A 19,265-nucleotide genomic window follows, 5' to 3' on the forward strand; every position below is an offset into this window, starting at 1 on the left:
AAAAGATTGTTTAATGGAAATTATTGATGCTGCGAATCCGGTACAATACACTTTTCAGGTGATCCTGATCTGCTCCGGGGCGATATTTTGGTAAAGTGGTCCTTACCTCCCTGGAAATTTGATCCAGGTCGGCCTTTGCAACCGACCAGATGTCGGTTCCCTTTATAGCCGGATCGGGGATTGTCATCAGCTGGCCCAGTGCATGGATATAGCATTTTTGCAGGTTGCGCCGGTACGCATCCATTGGCTTTCCGGTTTGCAGCCCGGCCCAGATATAGCGGTGCAGGTCGGCCAGGTATTGTTGTGGCGGGTAGAACAGGCTATCTCCAAACTGGCTGCTACCGGCCCGCAGATGGCTAAAAATCTCAGGGCTCAGCAGTTTCTCCAGCGTATTTCGCTGAAGTTTGCTAACCGCGTCTGTACTCTCCAAATCTGCCACTTTATTGGTTACACTGTTATTGAGCAACCAAACCGGCGTGGTAAAAACCTGCTCATTGATGAAAGCCAGGGCCTGCTGCTGCTGTACCCGGGAAACAGGGGCATATACGTCGCCACCCGTGTCCTCGCAGCGATAGGTGCGTTCCACTCCCCCTATGTTGTTCAGTACATGCTTCACGAAACGAGTAAATTCGTCAAGCAACGCCCCGTATGCAACGCCGAGGTTATCATACAAACCTCCCTGCTCTTTGGTCCATGCGGCCAGGTTAGGCAAAACGCGCTTCAGGTTTTTGATACCATAAGCGTTGGCAGTCATGTTATTGTCGCCCAGGTCTTCACTTTGGCAACGCGGGTCATCCGATGACGCCCTCGGGTCCTGCTTCTCGGCTTCCTGGCTGCCAAACCAAAGCCTCGGGTTGGCTGCAAGGCTGTCGGTAGCCAGGTGGCTTAAAACTTTTTTGTCTTCTTCCGCGCTCAAACCGGTATACTTATATCCCCATTTGATTGCCCAGCGGTCATACTCGCCAATATGCGGCCAAAGGCGTTCCTGCGCAATGCTGTCTTCGGGTTGTGCTACATAGTTAAAACGGGCATAGTCCATGATAGATGCAGTATGGCCATGCTGTTGCAGCCATGCCTTATCGCGCATTTTTTCGACCGGGGTTTGACTGCTGGAACCAAAATTGTGCCGCAGCCCCAGCGTGTGCCCCACCTCGTGAGAAGAAACAAAACGGATAAGCTGGCCCATCAGTTCATCATCTAACACAGGGCGGCGCACATTATGGTCAGTGGCACCTGCCTGTGTCCGGTACCAGGCATCCACCAGCGACATCACGTTATGATACCAGCCAATATGCGTTTGTATAATCTCGCCGCTGCGCGGGTCATGTATATTGGGGCCATAGGCATTGGCTTTTTCGGAGGGCAGGTAACAGACGAGGGAGTATCGCGCATCGTTAAGACTCACACTGTCGGCGTATGGCCACTCCCTGCCCGTAATGGCATTTTTAAACCCGGCCTCTTCAAAAGCCTTTTGCCAGTCGTTGATGCCCAAAATCAGGTATTTTACCCACTGTTTGGGCGTATTCGGATCGATGTAGATGACTATCGGTTTTTGCGGTTCCACCAGTTCGCCGCGCAGGTACCGTTCCCTGTCTTCGGGCCGGGGCTCCAGCCGCCAGTGCTGTATATATTCCCTCTTCTCAACAGACTGCTGACTGTCGGAAAAATAGTTGGCTTTTTCGGTAAAAAAGCCAATGCGGCGGTCAAACAGCCGCTGCTGCATGGGTACTTTTGGCAGTGCTATAAAGGAAGTATTGATAACCGTATGCCCATCCTTATCCTCCCTGTAAATACCAATCTCCACATTCATCGGATATGTATGTACATAATCCAGATGAAAAGGTCTTTTGCCAGACGGATCCGGGACAGAACTGACAACAGGGGACGTTTTCAGAAAATCGCCGGCATCTATCACATAACTTTTACCAGACCGGCCGATAGCCGCAACCGGGAAACTGGCAACAACGTGGCCCGCCTCTGATTGCTCCACAGCCGCGGCCAGGCGGTTCCCCGGGGCCGCTTGTGTTGTTTGATCATCCTTACACAGGTTGATGGAAGAATCCCTTCCCTGTGTAAAATAATAAACCTCGCTCGGGCCCGAGGGAAGCAAACCTGTTTCCTCGCCGGGATACTTACGCGTTATAAAACCTTCGTTTTTTGAGTACGGCGTTTGCACATAGCGGTTAATCAATGCCATATCGCGGTTAAGCAGCGTATCGGGGATCTCAAAAAAGAATGAATCATTCACCTGGTATACAGTAAAAAGGCCACGCCAGGCAATAGCATCCTTTGTAATCACTTTTTCGTACGGTCGCCGGCCTTTGTGTGAAGCCACAGGCGCAGCTTGCCCCCAGGCGTTGCCACAGGCAATGCCCAAGAGAATAAAAACCAAATATCTCATGATGAATAAATTATGTCGCTGATACGTGTTAAGTTATAAGTGCATAGTCTTTAGTCTTAAGTTCCAGGTCTGATTTGTTATTTCTGACTTAGAACTTAAGACTGCCGATTAAACACTATCCGTTATTTCACGATTGACCCGACATCAGTAACCTGGGTTTTGTGTTAGCGTAGGATTATAGATCAATTCGTTATAAGGGATGGGGTATAACGCCTGGTGCCCATCCGCAGGCCACGATGGTTTTTCGCTTCCCAGCACGGCATTGATGGTGCCTGTCCGCTTCAAATCGAGCCAGCGGTGGCCCCATTCTGTAAAGAGCTCCGTTTGCCTCTCGTGCAGTATCACCGTCATTGCTTCAGCAAGGCTACCGGCTGTTGCAGCGCCAAGCCCGGCCCGGCTGCGGATAAGGTTTACATCCTGCATGGCCCCTGCAATATTGCCCTGCTGCGCCCGGGCCTCGGCCCTGATCAGGTAAATTTCTGCCAGGCGGAACACCATCAAATCTTCGGTGGTGTTCAACGGATTAACAGAAATAGTGTTTTTATACTTGTATGGATAGGTGTATGTAACGGTACCTACTTTAGAACTGGTTACCCAACGTGCCCGGCGCAAATCGCCGGGTTCAAATGCATTTAACACAAATGGTGAAATAGAATACGGGGGCACGATAAAACTGTACGAGGATACGAAAGGCGACCCACTGCCTGGAGCAACTTTTGGTCGGGAGGGTGAATTGCTTCCCACCTGCCAAATGGCCTCGTTGCTTTTGTCGAGGAAAACATTATCAAGATTAGGCACCAGCGAATATAAGCCGCTGTTCAGGATAGAGTCGGCCTGCGCCTGGGCGTTGCTCCATTGCTGCCGGTACAGGTACAGCCGGGCCAGCAAGGCATCGGCGGTATAACGGTTGGGGCGTTGCCGACCTGCAGACGGATAAGTTGGCCGCAGTATCTTGCTTGCTTGCAGCAGATCCTGTTCCAGGTTGTTGTAAACGGTATTTACGGCAGTACGGGGCATACGCCCGCTTACACGGTAGTCGGTTGACGTTACATAAGGTACATCGCCAAACAAATTTACCAGGTAGAAATAATAAAATGCCCGGATAAATTTGCACTCGCCTACCAGTTGGTTACGTGCCGATGTTGACAGCAGTTTATCGGCGTCCAATGCTTCGAGCGCCGCATTGGCCCGATAAATAGCAGCATTGCTATAATACGGGCTCCAGAAATTAGCGCTGGAGGGTGGAACATCGGCACTGCCGGCTGTAAGCGCATTCTGGTAAACGGGTAGGGTATATATATCCCCTGCACCGTTTATCAATAGTTCGTCGGCCCCCAGACCCATATAAATATCCGGGTACCAACCGGTCAGTGCCGAGGTGGTATACATACCGATAACACCCTGAGTAGCATTGGCGCTATCTGTAAACACCTGGGAAGTAACAATTTGCCCGGCCACGTTGTCCGGGACTTCAATCAGCTTTTTACAAGCTTGCAACGAGAGCATTGCAATACCGGCTATCACCGCAAACGTAAATATAAAATTCTTTCTCATGGCGCTTATCAATTAAAGAGTTAGGTTAACCCCGCAGGTAAAAACCCGTTGCGGTGGAATACTGTAAATATTTTGTGTAGCTGGGTCGCCTACTTTGTAAGGCGTAATGGTCAGCGCATTTTGGCAACCGATATTTATACTACCGTTCGTCAGGTTCAGCCTATGTAGCAACTGGCTGGGAAGCTGATAACTGATGTTGACGTTGTTGATGCGCAAGTAGGAGGCATCCGTTACAATACCGGTAGATCTGGTAAAGGCGCTTCCCGAATAGGTGGTAGAATAACGCGGAAAGGTAGCTACATCGCCTGGTTTCTGCCATTCTTTGCCAGCTATGATGGCCGGCATATTTGTAGAGGGTACGCCCGGGCTTCCATTGAATGCGCCGTATACGGAGTATAAATAGCTCAATCCCTTTTGTTTAACAAAAGATCCGTGAAAATTTACCATTATGCCTTTCCATGAAAAGCCGTCCCCAAATCCAAAATTGACAGATGGTGTAAAATCTACTATCTGATTGCCATCACCAGTACTAATTTGATACATCGAATATGGGACAGGTGTATTTGTAAGCGTATGGCCATCTGCTTTATAGTATTGGAACAAACCGGTAGCAGGATCAACCCCCGCATATTTTACCAGCACGGTTGCCGAGCTTGGGTACCCCTTTAGGAAATAGGAGGCATACGGCGAATTGGGATCAACTTTTGTGATTTTGTTATAGTTATGGCTTATGTTAAAACTGGGGGCAAACCAGGTAAACTTGTCGGGGTTGCCGCCGTGCGGGCCGGTATGGCCAGGAGATATAGATATTTCCCATCCTTTGTTTTGAACGGTAAAGGGCGCATTTGCTGTTATGCCAACATCCCCCGTTTGAGAAGGTAATTGAATGGTCATCAACTGGTCGGCAGTCTGGTTCAGGTAGCCACCCAGATCTATTAACAGCCAGTCGTTAAAAAAACCAAGCGATAAACCGGCATTATAATTGGTTGTGCTGGCCCAATGAAAGTCGGGAGAAAGCAGGTTACGCGGATAATAGGTTAGTGAGCCCTGGTATGTAGTGGCTGACCCCGATGCCGCCCAATTGGGCTGGTATTGGTAGGGCGATATTCCACCGCTGCTGCCGGTAACACCATAGCTGGCCGTTATTTTTCCAAAGCTCAGCCAAGGCGTTACATTTTTTTCCCATTGTGTTTCACTGAAAATCCAACCAGCACCCACCGAACCAAAATTGCCAAAGCGATGATCGGGTCCAAATAGGGACGAACCGTTGATATTTCCGGTGAGGTTTAGGATGTAACGGTTATCCCATGCCAGAGTAGCCCTGCCAAACATGGCCACATACTTGTCTACAACATTAGATGAGGTTGCCGAAATTGTAGATGTACCTGCCAATGAATTCAGTAAAGCATCGTTCAAATAGTTGCTCCCGGTTATATACCCCTTTGCATTTGCATTTTTTTGGTAAGTCCCCCCAACAAGCACACTTAACCTGGCGCGGCCAAACGTACTATTATAGGAAAGTTGCGGGTCGATATCAAATGATTGACTTGTATTTGTCTGGAAGCTGGCATTACCGTACACAGCGTATGATGCAGGCGCCTGGCTGGAAATTGGCATGGCGCTATAACCATCGGCTTGTACGCGGCTATAACCGATGTTCGCTTCCATGTTGAGGCCTTTTAATAACGAATAACTAAAATGCAATGATTCATTTAATGCATAACTCTGGTCGCGGTGTGGCTGCCGCAGCCCGGCGTAATAATTCGGGAGTCTGTTCTTTGTCATGCTAGTCAAGGCATAGCCTCCGTACGACCATACCAGGTTGCCGGCTTTATCCACAAGATCCGGAAAATTGGGTGGCAGACTCACCAGGCCAAAGGTGTTTACGCCGCTGCTGTTCTTGTTATCGTCGTAACTTATCATGGAAGAAAGAGAAAGGGTTAGTTTATTATTGGCCGACCGGGTAGTGACGTTGTTGTTAAACGAGTAGCGGTGGTCGGCAAAGTTGCCAGGATAATTGAACTCATTTTTAGTGAATCCCGCCCCGAGCGAATAGGAAACGAGGTTGGAGCCGCCCGATAAGCCGACATGCACATCGGTATTTTGCGCAGTTTTTCCCAATAATTGCTTATACCAATCGTTATTCTTAGTGCTGTCCAAAAGGAGCAGGTCATAATCTCCATTGATAATGGATGGCACCTTACCGTCGTTTTTTAATGCCTCTTTACGCATTTGCAAATATTGCTGCGTATTCATCATGGCCACGTGCCGTGCAGCTGTAGTTGGGCCCGTACGAATAGCTACATTCACGGCAGTTCTGCCGGGTTTTCCTTTTTTGGTATTGATAAGAATTACGCCATTGGCGCCCCTTGATCCGTAAATGGCTGTAGCATCTGCGTCCTTTAACACCGCAATGCTTTCAATATCCAGCGGGTTGATAGAATTTAATGGGCTGACACCGCCTAATGGGTTGTTATAAAAAGCTGAGTTGGGCCCGGCAGACAAACTTGACTGGCTTCCCGACAGACTGTTGTTCTGCGCTGCAAACGGTACGCCGTCAATAACGTAAAGCGGCTGATTATAATCGCGCAATGTGGTACTGAGGCCTCCAATTGCGTAAGTAGCGAGCGTATTCTGCCCACGAATCTGCGCTAACACCATTGAGCCGGGGGCACCGCTGGTACTTGTTACCTGCAATCCGGCCACCCTTCCTGTAAGTGTCTCCAGCGGGTTACTCACCTGCTGTTGCTCAATCTCTTTGGAACTGACGGTAGCCATCGAACCAATCGAGTAACGCCTGGTAGACGTACCATAGGCGATAACCTGTAATTCATCCAGCGCTATGGTGCTAACTTTCAAAACTACAACCAGAGTGCCGTTCACAGCACCCTTTACAGGGATTTTATATTCTTCATATCCAATAAAGTTAACCAGCAGCGTATCGGCATCCGGAATCCCGGACAGCATAAAGTTACCTTGCACATCGGTATTTGTTCCTTTACGTGTTTTTTTACTCTGTACCGATGCCCCAGAAAGCGGGCCACTCTCTCCGAAAACCTTACCTTTGATTTGTCCTGGCGGCGGAGAGGGTGGAGTATCGGCATCCTTTATACCAATTGCCGCCGGCTCCTTTGACATTACAACAATGTTTTTTTCGACAATGTTATATGTTAAAGGCTGGTCTTTAAATACTATTTGCAATGCTTTTTCCAGCGGAGCATTTTTAAGCGAAAGGTCTACATTTTTTGAACGCTTCAGGAGTTCAATTTTATAATAAAAGGTATAGCCGGTTTGCTTTTCGATAATGCCAAACACTTTTTCGAGCGGCGCATTTTTTTCTGAAACAGAGACCGTTTGGCTAAAGCTTTTAGCGCTGGCCTGCAGGAAGGCTATGGTAGTAAGGAGCATTATCAGCTTCATAACCAATAAGAATTTAGGAGGCAGCCATGATTTGAGCATAGCTGCTGCAACAAAGTTAAATTTCATTACTTTTGCAATGTTTGGGTTGATACGTAAGAGTGATTGTCCAATTATTTATTCGCCGGCAAGCATGGCGGCGAAAGGGTTAACCCGAATAATATGCACAGGAGCGGGGCAAACGCTTCTGTGCTCTCTTATTGGTCAACCTGCTGCATTCAGCTTTCCTTTTGTAAAGTTTTTTCCGTTTGGCTCCCTTCTTTTTAGTTTAATTAATAGTTATTTATTTTTATTTAGGGTATTAAAATAATTTTTTTATCTTCTATCTTAAATTTCACACCGCTATACTCCAGCACCTTCAGCATTTGGGCCGCAGTTAAATTACGGGATGGCTTTCCTTTATAATGCCCCTCAGGGATCTTTCCTTCATACACAACTTCCACATCATACCATCTTGCCACTTGCCGCATAATACTTTGCAAATCGGCACCATTAAAATAAAAGCTGCCGTTTTTCCATGCCACGGCTTCTTCTACATTTGCCTGTTGTATGGTAATTGCATGTTCAAACGGCCTGATAACAGATTGCTGTCCGGGGCTTACGCGTTTGGCTTCTGCGCTCCCTGCGCGGGATACAGCGATTGAACCTTCCAATAAAGTTGTTTTAATGGCCTCTTCGTCAGGGTAAGCATTGATGTTAAAATGGGTTCCTAAAACTTCAATATTCTGCTCTCCTGATTTTACATGAAAAGGTTTCGCTTTATCCTTGGCCACTTCAAAATACGCCTCGCCTGTAATTGTTACATTACGCTCGTTACCTAAAAATGCAACCGGATAAGTAATGGATGATGCCGAGTTGAGCCATACCTGTGTTCCATCTGGCAATATCAGCTTAAATTGCCCGCCTCTTGGCGTAGTCATGGTATTATATGATACAGTGGTACCGGTGGCGGGGCCTGTATTAATGTAGGTTAATTGGGCGCCCGCTACTTTCTTTACGTTTACATTGCCTTGAGTAGCTATAACGCCATTGCCGGCGTTATTCAAAATAATTCGTGAGCCGTTGGCTAAGGTTAAAATCGCTTTGTTGCCGCCTGGCAAAATATCTTTTTTTAGTTGATTGTGAGCAACCTGCTGCTGAGCGGGCTTTGTTAATACTATATATGCACCAACTAAAATAAAAAGCAGTACTGCAGCTGCAGCCGCCATTTTGAAAAATCCACGCTGATAAAGCGGAACGACTTTAACAGGCCGGCCTTGCAAACGCATCAACAGCGATGCTTTGATCTCTTCCCTTATTAATTGCCGCTCCCCGGCCTGCAGGCTATCCGTAATATCGGGCTCCCGGTCAAAAGCGTCATAGTATTCGTTTAAAAACAACGCCTCTTCTTCCGAAGCTTTTCCTTTCAGAACCTTCTTTGCAATCTTCTCTAAATATTTTTTGTCGTATTCCTGAGCCATTGAATGGGGTCTTTATATACATAGTCTGAAAAAAATCAAAATCTCCCATGTCAATTGATAATTTTTTGAGATTTTTTAAGATTCATTAAGAAAAAGGGATAGAAGCTCTATTTTAAAGACCATTATTCATGGAAACCAAAGATTATTTTAAAAGAAATTCCCTAAAAAATCGACTTAAGCGAAAAAAAGAGAAAAAATAACAGGTCAGCGGCTAAGAAAATGCACGATAATTGCAATCTTCAAAACATTGTTCATATAGGTCCGGAGGCTTTGCAATGCAAATAACGATTGATTCTGCACCGTTTTCTGGGAAATGTTTAATTGCTGGCTGATCTCCCTGGTGGAAATATTTTCGATAAATCTCAGGCGGAAGATCTCCCTGCGTTTTTCCGGCAGGGTAAGCATAAACGATTCCAAAAGCCTGAGCAGCTCCTTTTCGTCAAAGCGGCTTTCGGCGGTGAGGGGAGAATAGGCCATATTTTCAAACGGCTCTACAAAATGGGCTGTAGCGTGCCCCTTTGAAAGCAGGGTATAAATCTTATAGCGGATAGCAGTATGCAGGTATGGCTGGAGCTTTTCTATAACATGTACATCACGTTTCTGCCAAAAGTCTGCAAATACGTCCTGAACTAGGTCCTTGCTGGTTTCGGTATCTTTTAAGCGCTTATAGGCTATATTGTACAAAGTGAGCCAGTGTCTTTCGTATAATTCACCAAACGCAGACCAGTCATCCCATTTCATCAACTGAAGCAATTCCAGATCGGGTAAGCGCGAATACTCAGCCATTTGTCAGTTATTGGGATCAATAAATTAATTAATTCAGGAAAAATCAGACCAAACATATGCAAAGTAATGTTTAATACATTATTAATTACAGATAATTTTACATAGGGCTTTGTTGAAAAGTCAGATTATCCGGCACGAACAGGCCTCTGCACAGATGCCACTCATCCGATGCCAGACCAGCCCTAACTTATATTGTTCACCAGAACGACGAGCAGTTAAAATGAACCGCTGCGCTGATGGATCACTCTTTCGAAAAGTGTCTGATGTTCAGAAACATCAGTTTATCGGATAACCCGGAGGCGCGTGCCCTGATCCAGTATCCTTAGGATAAGGGCACAACACTAAAAGCGATCTGGCCCGATACTAAACCGATAGTCAATGCAATTGACGGATACCCCAATAAGATTGGGCCCCGTCTGACCGACTTTATAAAAGACCAGTTTCAATGCTTATCTTCAGGCTTTTAGTCAATGAAGTAAACAAGCGAAGACGGATCAGCGACATAGGTTTTTCCGGGAGCCTGACCACGGGCACCCGGATTTCTTCAATGATTCGTCAGACCAGTGTAACGCCGGCCTTTAGTGCTTCGGTATATTTGTCCTTATTGAATTTATAGAGAAACGGCGCTCTGTGAGGACCTATGTTTCTCTTTTCATTTAATTTAGTGATGAGTTCCAGAAAAAGCAGCTTTTGAGGAAAGTTCCTTATATGAAGCTCTCTGCCGAGAATAGTTTCATAAACGGCATGTATTTCGGTCAACGCAAATTTTTCCGGCAGCAATTTTTCCACAATAGGATGATAATACAATTGAGACCGCAGCGTCTGCAATGCATCCCTGACCATTTGGTCATGATCAAACATAAGCGGAGGAATTTTATCAATATCATACCACTCACATAAAGTTGACATAAACCCCGGACGGGGCTCCACTAAAGAAAAATCTGTAATTGCATAATAGCCGATGGAAATTGTCTGGTCCTTTAACCAGCTTGATTTTATTTTCTTAAAAGGTCGTTTTTTTGAGATCTGATCTAAATCATATTCGCCCCATTTAATGCGCTCCGGGTCACCGAACGCTTTGAACTGCTGCAAATACAAGCCCGTGATCGATGTCTTTTCTTCGACAATTCTGTTAGCGGCAGCATCTAATGATTCGATGCGTTTAATATATCCTCCGGGCAGGCAATAGCCATCCATCCCTTCTATATCAGAGAGCAAAATTTTTAATTGGTGATCATGGTAACCGAAAATCACGCAATCAACAGACACATGGGGAATATATGTCTTATATCCATTCTCAACAAAATCTTTAAGCGCTGTTTCTTCCCAGTTTTCCATATCTGCAAAGATAAATATTAATTTCTATTTACTAAATTTTGGAAAATAGAAATTAATATTTACTATTGTCTAAATTTTAGTAAATAGAAAATTTGAATTATGAAAACATCAAGAAGAGCATTTTTAAAGACTACATCGATGGGGCTCGCCGCCATGGGAATGGCCTCGGCATTGCCCTCCTTTCTCACAGCGGGAGAAATAAAAAAGGAGATGCCCTTTAAGCTGGCTTTATCGCAGTTTTCTCTGGCAAGCCAGTATTGGTCGAAAAAAATAGATCCTCTTGATTTTGCACAGAAATCCGCTTCCTCATTTGGCATAACAGGTTTGGATTATTGTGCGGTTTTTTTTCAGGACAAAGCAAGAGACTTCAATTACCTGAACGAGCTAAAAAAGCGTTCGGCGGATAATGGCTGCTACAATCTTCGCATTATGGTTGACGGCGAAGGGCTTTTAGGCAGCCTGGATAAAGAAGTAAGAAAGAAAGCAGTGGAAAGCCACTATAAATGGATTGATGCGGCTGCAATCATTGGGTGTCCGATGATTCGTGTTAATGCTGAAGGCGACGGGGACCCGGCTGAAGTAAAAAAGGCCGCCATCGAAAGCCTGCACGGCCTGATTGATTACGGCAGGAAATCCAATATAGATGTGATCGTTGAAAATCACGTCGGTTTGACCTGTAACGGAGGCTGGCTTGCGGACTTAATGAAGGAGATCAATAACCCGCATTGCGGCACACTTGCGGATTTTGGAAATTTCTGTATAAAAAGAACAATGCCAACAACAAATGACCTTTCAGGATGGATGAATACAAAATGCATCGATGAGTATGATCGCTATAAAGGCATCGGCGAGCTGATGCCTTTTGCGAAAGGCGTCCACGCGAAAACACATTTGTTCGATGCAGACGGAAATGATACTGAAACCGATTTTGCGAGGATGTTTAAGATCATCATCGATTCCGGCTTCAATGGCTGGGTCAGCATTGAATATGAAGGTGGTTTATATAAAATGTACGGAAAAGACGATAAATATTTAGGCGATGATGCCGGCGTACTTGCCACCAAACGGCTGATTGAGAAAGTTGTAAACAAATAGCATATTAAAACAATGATGTCAATGACCACGACGATTCCGATAAAGCCACAAGCAGGTCAGCGGATAACAGTGCGGGGTTGTTACTGATAAACACCAACTAATTTTCAGATATTATGGGAGAGATCCAAATAAAGAAATCAGGAGAGGTACACGACGTTGTGGTGATTGGCTCGGGCGCGGGAGGTGGTATGATGGCTTATGTTTTAGCAAATGCAGGGTTGAAAGTACTGATGCTGGAAGCAGGGCCGTTTTTCGACCCGAGGAAAGATTCAATGCAGCTAAAATGGCCATATGAATCCCTCAGAAGGGGCGGTAATGCGACGCGTGCGCTCGGCGATTTCGATGCTGCCTATGGCGGGTGGGAAATTGAAGGTGAACCATATACTCAGGTTGGCGACACGAAATTCGATTGGTTTCGTGCAAAAATGCTGGGGGGCAGGACAAATCACTGGGGGCGGATTTCGCTGCGTATGGGGCCAAAAGATTTCAAATGCCGGGACGCCTATGGCGTTGGCGATAACTGGCCGATCACTTATGAAGAGCTCAAACCTTATTATGATAAAATTGACCGTTTGATTGGCGTGTACGGCACGAACGAGGGTCTGGAAAATGATCCTGACGGGATATTTCTTCCTGCACCTGCACCGCGACTGAACGAATTGTTCGTAAAGAAGGCTCTGAAAAGTTCCGGTATCAATGTTATCCCCGGACGGGGCTCAGTATTAACCACGCCGCTTCCCGGCAATAAAGATCGTGGTCAGTGTTTTTATTGTGGTCAATGCGCAAGGTCATGTAAGGTGTATGGTGATTTTTCTGCATCATCGTGTTTAGTAATTCCCGCGATAAATACGGGGAATCTTAAAGTTATTACAAATGCAGTTGTCAGAGAGATCATAACCGATAAGAATGGTCTGGCAACCGGTGTATCTTATGTGAGTAAAGGTGATATGCAGGAATATCAGGTGAATGCCAAAACAGTCGTTCTTGCTGCCGGTACCTGTGAAAGTGCGCGCATCTTGCTCAATTCAAAATCGGCACAGCATCCGAATGGTTTAGGTAACAGCAGTAATGTTATTGGAAAGTATTTACATGATTCAACACAAACAGGCGGATTAGTAGTGCTTCCTAAATTAATGAACAGGCCAAAATTTAATGAAGATGGGGTTGGCAGTCTGCATTTGTACGCGCCCTGGTGGGCAGATAAACAAAAACTTGATTTTCCCCGGGGTTACCACCTGGAGATCTTTGGCGGGCTGATGATGCCAAGCCATGGCGGGTATTTCGGTTTTGAGGGTTCGATTGTCCCGATGATCAATGGTTATGTACCGGATGCGGCAGGAAAGACAAAACCAGGCGGGGGCTTTGGCAAATCCCTGAAAGATGACTACAGAAGTTTTTACGGAACGCTTGCGGGCTTTGGCTGCCATGGCGTCGACGTAGCGAAAGAAACGAATTACTGTGAAATTGATCCCGGTGTAGTCGACAAGTTTGGCATACCTGTTTTACGATTCAATTATAAATGGGGCACCGATGAAATTAAACAGGCAAAACACATGCATGAAACAATGAGTTCCGTGTTCAAACAAATGGACGGAATTCCCCTGGTCGGCGCTGCAAATGAGGCCAACAACTGGGGGCTTTCAAATCCCGGCAAAGGCATCCATGAGGTGGGTACTGTAAGAATGGGTAAGGATCCAAAAAGTTCTGCCGTAAACGGATATGGCCAGTCACATGACTGCAAAAATTTATTCGTAACAGATGGTTCAATATTCACACAGCAATCAGAAAAAAATCCCACCTGGACGATCCTTGCCCTTGCAATGCGTTCAGCTGAATTTATTCTTGATCAGAAGAAGAAACAAAACATTTAAATATGAACAGGCGAGAAAGTTTAAAAGTCATGAGCATTGCAGCGGCATCCACTGCAATACTGAATGCATGTAAACCATCGGTGAAGCCGGATATCCAGATTGTGCCCGATACAACCGGACGGCAATCATTTGAGGCGGAGCGGGATAAAAGACTACAAAATGAAAGTTTTTTTGATGCCCATGAAATGGCCACCATCACCGTATTGGTAGATATTATAATTCCAAGAGACGAGAGAAGCGGGAGTGCAACCGATGCGAAGGTTCCGGAGTTTATCGAATTTATTGCGAAAGATGAACCGGAGCATCAGCTGCCATTGCGCGGCGGATTAAAATGGCTCGACCTGAAATGCCTTAACAAATACGGCAGCGGATTCAAATCGTGTTCCCATGGACAGCAAACAGCAATGATAACAGCCATTGCCTTTCCTTCAATGGCCACTGCTGAAATGCGACCCGGTGTAGCGTTCTTCAATAAACTAAGAGATTTAACCGCAATTGGGTTTTTTACCAGTAAAATGGGCATTGATGACCTGGGATATAAGGGGAATTCCCCAAATCAATGGAAGGGTGTGCCGCACGAAGTGCTTGTGCGATATGGCTTGGAAAATGTGTAGTGTAAAATGTCGCATCCCCCTAATAAAGATTCCTTCCGGGTCCTGTTAAAACCGAACAAAAGACCAAAACTTTCAATTATGAAACTTAGAAAAATCGCTTTATTAATCGCTGCGCTTGCCCCTCTTCTTGGCAGCGCTCAAACGAGGGTCACCAATCAAAGACTTTCGGATACTGCAGGCTTTGTACCTGAATTTTACCCGAAACGGCTGGCAGTATTTGCAAGCGAACCCGTAGTAAAAGTCACCCAGAGCGCATCCTTTTGCAGCGGCACATCCACGAAAATAACGCGGTCCGGATCCACCCCAAACAGCTTCAACGCCGGCGGATAAATCCGCCGCGTATAACTGACCCAAAGACAAGCACCGCCACCGCCCAATAATTTCTGAACCAGCCCCGCGATAAACCCACCGCAGGCCGCGGCCGCCTCCGGGCCGCTGCTGATAAACTCATGGATGGCCCCGGCCGGAAATATCCCGCCCGGGAACGCCTCCGCCACCGCGCCAAGCCCCAGGTCGTTGTTCGAACCCGGCAGGGGAGGGCGGAAGCCCTCCCAGCGGATCATGTCCCCGCGACGCTTACTGATGATCTCCTCTTTTGTCGCCTGCAGCCGCGCATTGCTTCCGGATTGTAAATGAAATGGTACCATGCCTGTCAAATTTAAAGACCATAAAGTTATGCTCATATTTTTAGCATTATTCCATTGTCTTTACATTTTTTCTCCAATTTGTTCCCATGAGCAGCAGGCTATCCGAAGAAAAGCAAAAAACGACCAAAAGAAGCCAAGAAAAATGGGCGGCCGACAAAGGCGACGGCCATCACCTCTGAGATGTACTCCGGGAGACCACTATCGGCCGGATCTTATTCGATGCCGATGATCACCGGAGTGATATCTAAGGTAGTAGTGTTACGGGGCATCATTTTAACCAAGCTGCTTTAACCGATTTTTAAGAAGTTGAAGGCAGGTTTATTCACTTCTTAAACTCTTTACCGGGTTGGCCAAAGCAGCTTTTATAGCATGAGCGCTAATAGTAAGCAATGCAATTATAAGCGCTGTGAGGCCTGAAATGACAAAAGCCCAGGCGTTGATATTTATTCTGTAGCTGAATGCCATTAACCATTTATTCATCATATACCATGCAACGGGCGATGCGATCAAGATAGCTATCATGACCAGCTTCAAAAAGTCGCCTGTCAGTAATTTGGTGATGCCTGGCACACTTGCACCAAGCACTTTACGGATACCTATTTCTTTTGTTCGTTGTTCTGCAATAAATGCGGCTAATCCAAACAGCCCCAGGCATGCAACAAAAATAGCCAACAGCGAAAATACGGTTGCGATACCGCCTGTATGCTGTTCAGCTGTATACAGGTTTTGAATATGCGTATCCAAAAACTCATAGTCGAAACTGGAATTGGGCAGGTCGGTTTTAAATTTACCCTGTACTTGCTGTATAAGCCGCGACAAATCCCTTGTATGATACCTTACCAATAAGGTACTTAGCGATTCAGGCGCTTTATTCATGGTATAATAAACATAGCCGCCAACTTCATTTTTGAGCGACTGATAATTGAAATCTTTAACTACCCCCATAACGATGGATCTGTTCAGCATTTCGGTGTTGATAAATTGACCAACGGCCTCCTGGGGTGTTTTTAACCCAAGATATTTCATCACAGCCTCATTGATTAATACATAACAATTGGTATCTCCGTGAGCAAGGGTTTGCGGCAATGAACTTCCTGCCAGGAGTTTTAACTGCATTGTTTTCACAATAGAGCCATCGCTATGACAGGTTTTTGTAGGATAACCTTCTTTGTCCGTTGATAATTTTCTAACACTTCTGCCGCTTTCACGATCGTCGGGAATGGATTGAACAGCCGAAACACTTTCCACCTGGTTCATGCTTTTTAAATCGTTTACTAAAGCAGCAAGTTGCTGCTTATTTTGAGCAGCTTTAATGGATATGGCAACAACTCCGTTTGGATTATAGCCCAGGTCTTTATTCCTGATATAATATACTTGCTGAAGAATTACAACCACCGCAATGATCAGGATAATGGAAGATGTAAACTGGAACACTACCAACGATTTGCGGATAATGTCGGCAAAGGAGTGTTTTAACTTAGCTTGTTCATTAAAACAAGCGGAGAAGTGCGCGACATGGAAAATGCCGGATAACTTCCTGCGAAAATCGTTACCAAAAACCAGGTTAGCAACAAGCCAGCTAAAATAGGTACGGTATACAACGCTGACGGGCCTAAAAAAATACCGGTAATGTTTTGGAATAGTGGTTGCACAATAAAAGCAAGCGCATAACCATGCTATTCTGAAATGTCACGCAGGCAGTTCCATCATATTTTACCATTCCAACAAATTCATGGATCGTTTGATTTCTCCTTGCCGTCAACAAAAATCATCGTTCAAGATCGCATCAAATTGGCTGGTCAAGTCCTTTCGAAAATCCGAAAATTAAAGGATAGTACGGTTTGACTATAGTATTTTCGGGGTTAGCAACCTAAAGCGAAACATATGGCCACATCAACTTTATAGACATAATCCTGTATTTATTGTTTTGATTTTTTCAAAATGACGCCGTTTGCTATCTGGAAATTATCCTTCAGCCAATCTTCTATCTGCAATACAGTATCCCGGTAAGACACAAGGCAGGTATGCTCGACAACATGACCTACATGTGGCGTTGCCATCACAGTTGATAGGGACCGTAAAGGGTGCTCAGTCGGCAAAGGTTCAGTTTTATATACATCCAAAGCTGCGCCGGCAATTTTCTGTTCGCTCAGCGCTTGTATCAGGGCAGGCTTATATCCAACGGTCCGCGCGAGCTGTTGATCAAATAGGCAGATGGTTTCATTAATGCCAGTTCCTTTGTACCGATAATTCCCCTTAAATGGCCACTCAGCAGAGGATGCAGCGTAATATAATAGCTACAAGGCACCCACTACAGGTGTCGCCCGCGCCTTGAGAAATATGTTAAGAGCCATGTTGGACGATATTGACCACTTTATCCCTACTGGTGTGGTACGGGATGAAAAAGTATAAGGACTATTCTTTCTAAAAGAGTCATTTTTTAATATTTAAGGTACTATCGATTTTTGCATTATCCACGTCCTTCAAAAAGATTTCCTTTTCGGAACGGCCCGGTAACTTCACTTCATTTAGGATAACCCCATTAACGTCATCCAATACCAAAGCAGGCCTAAAATCATCTTTATTTAGTTTCAGATTTATATTGCGCATAATGATACCTTGTACATGGCGTATGTAAAATGCCCAGGCGGGAAGTTCCCCGAACATGGAAAATTCAGGATAATTCGGAATTTTTTCGGGGAGTTTGTTAAGCCGGTTTAAAGCAAAATAAGCCTGTCCCTTTGTTGACCTTCCAGGGTAAGTTATCTTGATATCATCAAGAACAATATTTTGAACCTTGTACCCTGGAATGCCTGTTACCGACGACGGAAAAGGGTTGTGATAACCAGGTTCATCGGCTCTTATATCATAGTTCATATCGGCACGCTGAAATGGTATCTGCACGCTGATATCGTGCATATATATGTTTTTGACAGATCCTGGTGCGACTCCACCACGATGCCCAAGACGAATAAATATTGCATTTCCAGTATTTTTAGCCGTAAGATGATCAACCTTTATATTTTCTATGGTACCACCGTCGACAGATTCTATTGCGATTGCGGACCGAAAAGTATCGTAAATCTTAATATTTTCGATAGTGACATTTTTAAATCCTCCATATGATGCTGTCCCAAATTTCACTGCGCTCGCACCGGAAATCACAGTACATTTTGTCACATAGATAGAATCGTTAAAATGTCTGGGATAGTAGGATTTTAAACAAATACCATCATCAGCGGCATCGATATGGCAATTGTTAATTTTTACATTTTTACAATCAGTAATATCCAACCCATCATTGTTCCAATAAGCACGGTTAGTTACCTTAATTCCGTCTAATATCATATCGGCACATAATTCAAATGTCAGACCCCAGCAACTTGAGTTCTTAAAGCTTACTCCTGTTAGCTTTAGATTCTTGCATTGAGCAAAACCAATCAATTTCGGACGCATTTTCTCGTTGGGTCTGTTTGCTCCTACAGAGTAGTAGGGGTCAATGACAATACCATTTAGATGGAGGCTATCGATATTTAATGCGAGATCTCTTCCCTGTCCATCTACTAAGCCCTTCCCCGTAATAGAAATATTCATAGCATTGTAGGCAACCAGCAAGGCCATTTGTGGAAAATCGTCTGTTTTGGGGCTTTGGGGAAGTCCGGGCATCGGGATCTTTTTATAATCAAAGGGATTTGTACTCCCCAGCAACACCGCTTTTTTTTCTAAGTTTAATTCGACATTGCTTTTTATTTGCAATGTGCCTGTTAGAAACCGCCCGTCAGGTATGATTACTTTACCTCCCCCTTTTTCATGCGCCATGTCAATGACCTTTTGGATAATTTCAGTGTTAAGATTTTTTCCGTCACCGATTGCGCCGTACTGAACGATATTGTATTCGCTGATTTTCTGGGCAAAAATCTTATTGCAAATAGTTAAAATCGTCAGGGTCATGAGAATAAAGGACTGGTATTTTTTTTGGGGGAAAATCATATACTTTTGTTGTTAGTTGATTGCGTTTAATGGATAAGCAATGCGTTTTAATAATATAATTGATGGCTTTTGATAGAATCAACAGCAGTCTG

15 protein-coding genes are annotated in these 19,265 nt (G+C 45.1%); 4 read left to right on the forward strand and 11 right to left on the reverse strand.

Annotation, left to right across the window (positions count from 1 at the left end):
- Window positions 1–10: 10 nt before the first annotated feature.
- From AC1RM2_RS21480 to AC1RM2_RS21505, 6 genes are all read right to left on the reverse strand, one after another.
- Window positions 11–2,401, reverse strand: coding sequence for a zinc-dependent metalloprotease (locus AC1RM2_RS21480; RefSeq protein ID WP_492987213.1), 2,391 nt, complete (start codon window positions 2,399–2,401; stop codon window positions 11–13).
- Between the two features lie 144 nt (window positions 2,402–2,545).
- A complete protein-coding gene (locus AC1RM2_RS21485; protein WP_492987214.1) occupies window positions 2,546–3,955 on the reverse strand; it encodes a RagB/SusD family nutrient uptake outer membrane protein in 1,410 nt (469 codons plus the stop codon).
- A gap of 12 nt (window positions 3,956–3,967) precedes the next feature.
- Window positions 3,968–7,441 (reverse strand): SusC/RagA family TonB-linked outer membrane protein, encoded by a 3,474-nt coding sequence (locus tag AC1RM2_RS21490; RefSeq protein ID WP_492987215.1) that lies wholly within the window; start codon window positions 7,439–7,441, stop codon window positions 3,968–3,970.
- A gap of 224 nt (window positions 7,442–7,665) precedes the next feature.
- Entirely contained in the window at window positions 7,666–8,832 is a 1,167-nt protein-coding gene (locus AC1RM2_RS21495) for a FecR family protein (RefSeq protein WP_492987216.1), read from the reverse strand.
- Window positions 8,833–9,036: 204 nt separating this feature from the next.
- Window positions 9,037–9,618, reverse strand: a complete 582-nt coding sequence (locus AC1RM2_RS21500) for an RNA polymerase sigma factor (protein WP_492987217.1) — start codon at window positions 9,616–9,618, stop codon at window positions 9,037–9,039.
- A 555-nt stretch (window positions 9,619–10,173) separates the two neighbouring features.
- Window positions 10,174–10,956: an NUDIX hydrolase gene (locus tag AC1RM2_RS21505; protein ID WP_492987218.1), complete on the reverse strand. Its 783-nt coding sequence runs from the start codon at window positions 10,954–10,956 to the stop codon at window positions 10,174–10,176.
- A 99-nt stretch (window positions 10,957–11,055) separates the two neighbouring features.
- Between AC1RM2_RS21505 and AC1RM2_RS21510 the strand changes: the two genes are divergently transcribed.
- The 3 genes from AC1RM2_RS21510 (at window position 11,056) to AC1RM2_RS21520 (ending at window position 14,536) form a co-directional block, all read left to right on the forward strand.
- On the forward strand, window positions 11,056–12,051 hold the full coding sequence (locus AC1RM2_RS21510) for a TIM barrel protein (protein WP_492987219.1): 996 nt from the start codon (window positions 11,056–11,058) through the stop codon (window positions 12,049–12,051).
- A 113-nt stretch (window positions 12,052–12,164) separates the two neighbouring features.
- On the forward strand, window positions 12,165–13,922 hold the full coding sequence (locus AC1RM2_RS21515) for a GMC family oxidoreductase (RefSeq protein WP_492987220.1): 1,758 nt from the start codon (window positions 12,165–12,167) through the stop codon (window positions 13,920–13,922).
- Window positions 13,923–13,924: 2 nt separating this feature from the next.
- Window positions 13,925–14,536: a gluconate 2-dehydrogenase subunit 3 family protein gene (locus AC1RM2_RS21520; RefSeq protein WP_492987221.1), complete on the forward strand. Its 612-nt coding sequence runs from the start codon at window positions 13,925–13,927 to the stop codon at window positions 14,534–14,536.
- 194 nt (window positions 14,537–14,730) lie between these two features.
- On the opposite strand, the gene AC1RM2_RS21525 is transcribed toward AC1RM2_RS21520, so the two are convergent.
- Window positions 14,731–15,219: a hypothetical protein gene (locus AC1RM2_RS21525; protein WP_492987222.1), complete on the reverse strand. Its 489-nt coding sequence runs from the start codon at window positions 15,217–15,219 to the stop codon at window positions 14,731–14,733.
- 282 nt (window positions 15,220–15,501) lie between these two features.
- Window positions 15,502–16,578 (reverse strand): ABC transporter permease, encoded by a 1,077-nt coding sequence (locus AC1RM2_RS21530; protein ID WP_492987223.1) that lies wholly within the window; start codon window positions 16,576–16,578, stop codon window positions 15,502–15,504.
- A 4-nt stretch (window positions 16,579–16,582) separates the two neighbouring features.
- Here AC1RM2_RS21530 and AC1RM2_RS21535 point away from each other — a divergent pair, with 4 nt between their 5' ends.
- Window positions 16,583–16,771, forward strand: coding sequence for a hypothetical protein (locus AC1RM2_RS21535; protein WP_492987224.1), 189 nt, complete (start codon window positions 16,583–16,585; stop codon window positions 16,769–16,771).
- A 331-nt stretch (window positions 16,772–17,102) separates the two neighbouring features.
- Here AC1RM2_RS21535 and AC1RM2_RS21540 read toward each other — a convergent pair whose 3' ends face one another.
- The 3 genes from AC1RM2_RS21540 to AC1RM2_RS21550 all read right to left on the reverse strand — a co-directional run bounded on the left by AC1RM2_RS21540 (window position 17,103) and on the right by AC1RM2_RS21550 (window position 19,173).
- Complete coding sequence (locus AC1RM2_RS21540; RefSeq protein WP_492988264.1) at window positions 17,103–17,411, reverse strand: NAD(P)-dependent oxidoreductase; 309 nt, start codon at window positions 17,409–17,411, stop codon at window positions 17,103–17,105.
- On the reverse strand, window positions 17,345–17,491 hold the full coding sequence (locus AC1RM2_RS21545; protein ID WP_492987225.1) for an NAD(P)-dependent oxidoreductase: 147 nt from the start codon (window positions 17,489–17,491) through the stop codon (window positions 17,345–17,347). Before AC1RM2_RS21545 ends, AC1RM2_RS21540 begins: the two co-directional genes overlap by 67 nt.
- A 125-nt stretch (window positions 17,492–17,616) precedes the next feature.
- Window positions 17,617–19,173 carry a glycoside hydrolase family 28 protein gene (locus AC1RM2_RS21550; RefSeq protein WP_492987226.1) on the reverse strand — a complete coding sequence of 519 codons (1,557 nt, stop codon included), beginning with the start codon at window positions 19,171–19,173 and terminating at the stop codon, window positions 17,617–17,619.
- Between the last annotated feature and the right edge of the window lie 92 nt (window positions 19,174–19,265).

The sequence above is a fragment of the Mucilaginibacter sp. GW822-FHT03E02 genome (assembly GCF_058801545.1).

Bases quoted from the DNA above. Each gene is read 5' to 3' on its own strand.
- AC1RM2_RS21480 (WP_492987213.1), bottom strand. From the start codon at position 2,401: ATGAGATATTTGGTTTTTATTCTCTTGGGCATTGCCTGTGGCAACGCC.
- AC1RM2_RS21485 (WP_492987214.1), bottom strand. From the start codon at position 3,955: ATGAGAAAGAATTTTATATTTACGTTTGCGGTGATAGCCGGTATTGCA.
- AC1RM2_RS21490 (WP_492987215.1), bottom strand. From the start codon at position 7,441: ATGAAATTTAACTTTGTTGCAGCAGCTATGCTCAAATCATGGCTGCCT.
- AC1RM2_RS21495 (WP_492987216.1), bottom strand. From the start codon at position 8,832: ATGGCTCAGGAATACGACAAAAAATATTTAGAGAAGATTGCAAAGAAG.
- AC1RM2_RS21500 (WP_492987217.1), bottom strand. From the start codon at position 9,618: ATGGCTGAGTATTCGCGCTTACCCGATCTGGAATTGCTTCAGTTGATG.
- AC1RM2_RS21505 (WP_492987218.1), bottom strand. From the start codon at position 10,956: ATGGAAAACTGGGAAGAAACAGCGCTTAAAGATTTTGTTGAGAATGGA.
- AC1RM2_RS21510 (WP_492987219.1), top strand. From the start codon at position 11,056: ATGAAAACATCAAGAAGAGCATTTTTAAAGACTACATCGATGGGGCTC.
- AC1RM2_RS21515 (WP_492987220.1), top strand. From the start codon at position 12,165: ATGGGAGAGATCCAAATAAAGAAATCAGGAGAGGTACACGACGTTGTG.
- AC1RM2_RS21520 (WP_492987221.1), top strand. From the start codon at position 13,925: ATGAACAGGCGAGAAAGTTTAAAAGTCATGAGCATTGCAGCGGCATCC.
- AC1RM2_RS21525 (WP_492987222.1), bottom strand. From the start codon at position 15,219: ATGAGCATAACTTTATGGTCTTTAAATTTGACAGGCATGGTACCATTT.
- AC1RM2_RS21535 (WP_492987224.1), top strand. From the start codon at position 16,583: ATGATCAGGATAATGGAAGATGTAAACTGGAACACTACCAACGATTTG.
- AC1RM2_RS21550 (WP_492987226.1), bottom strand. From the start codon at position 19,173: ATGATTTTCCCCCAAAAAAAATACCAGTCCTTTATTCTCATGACCCTG.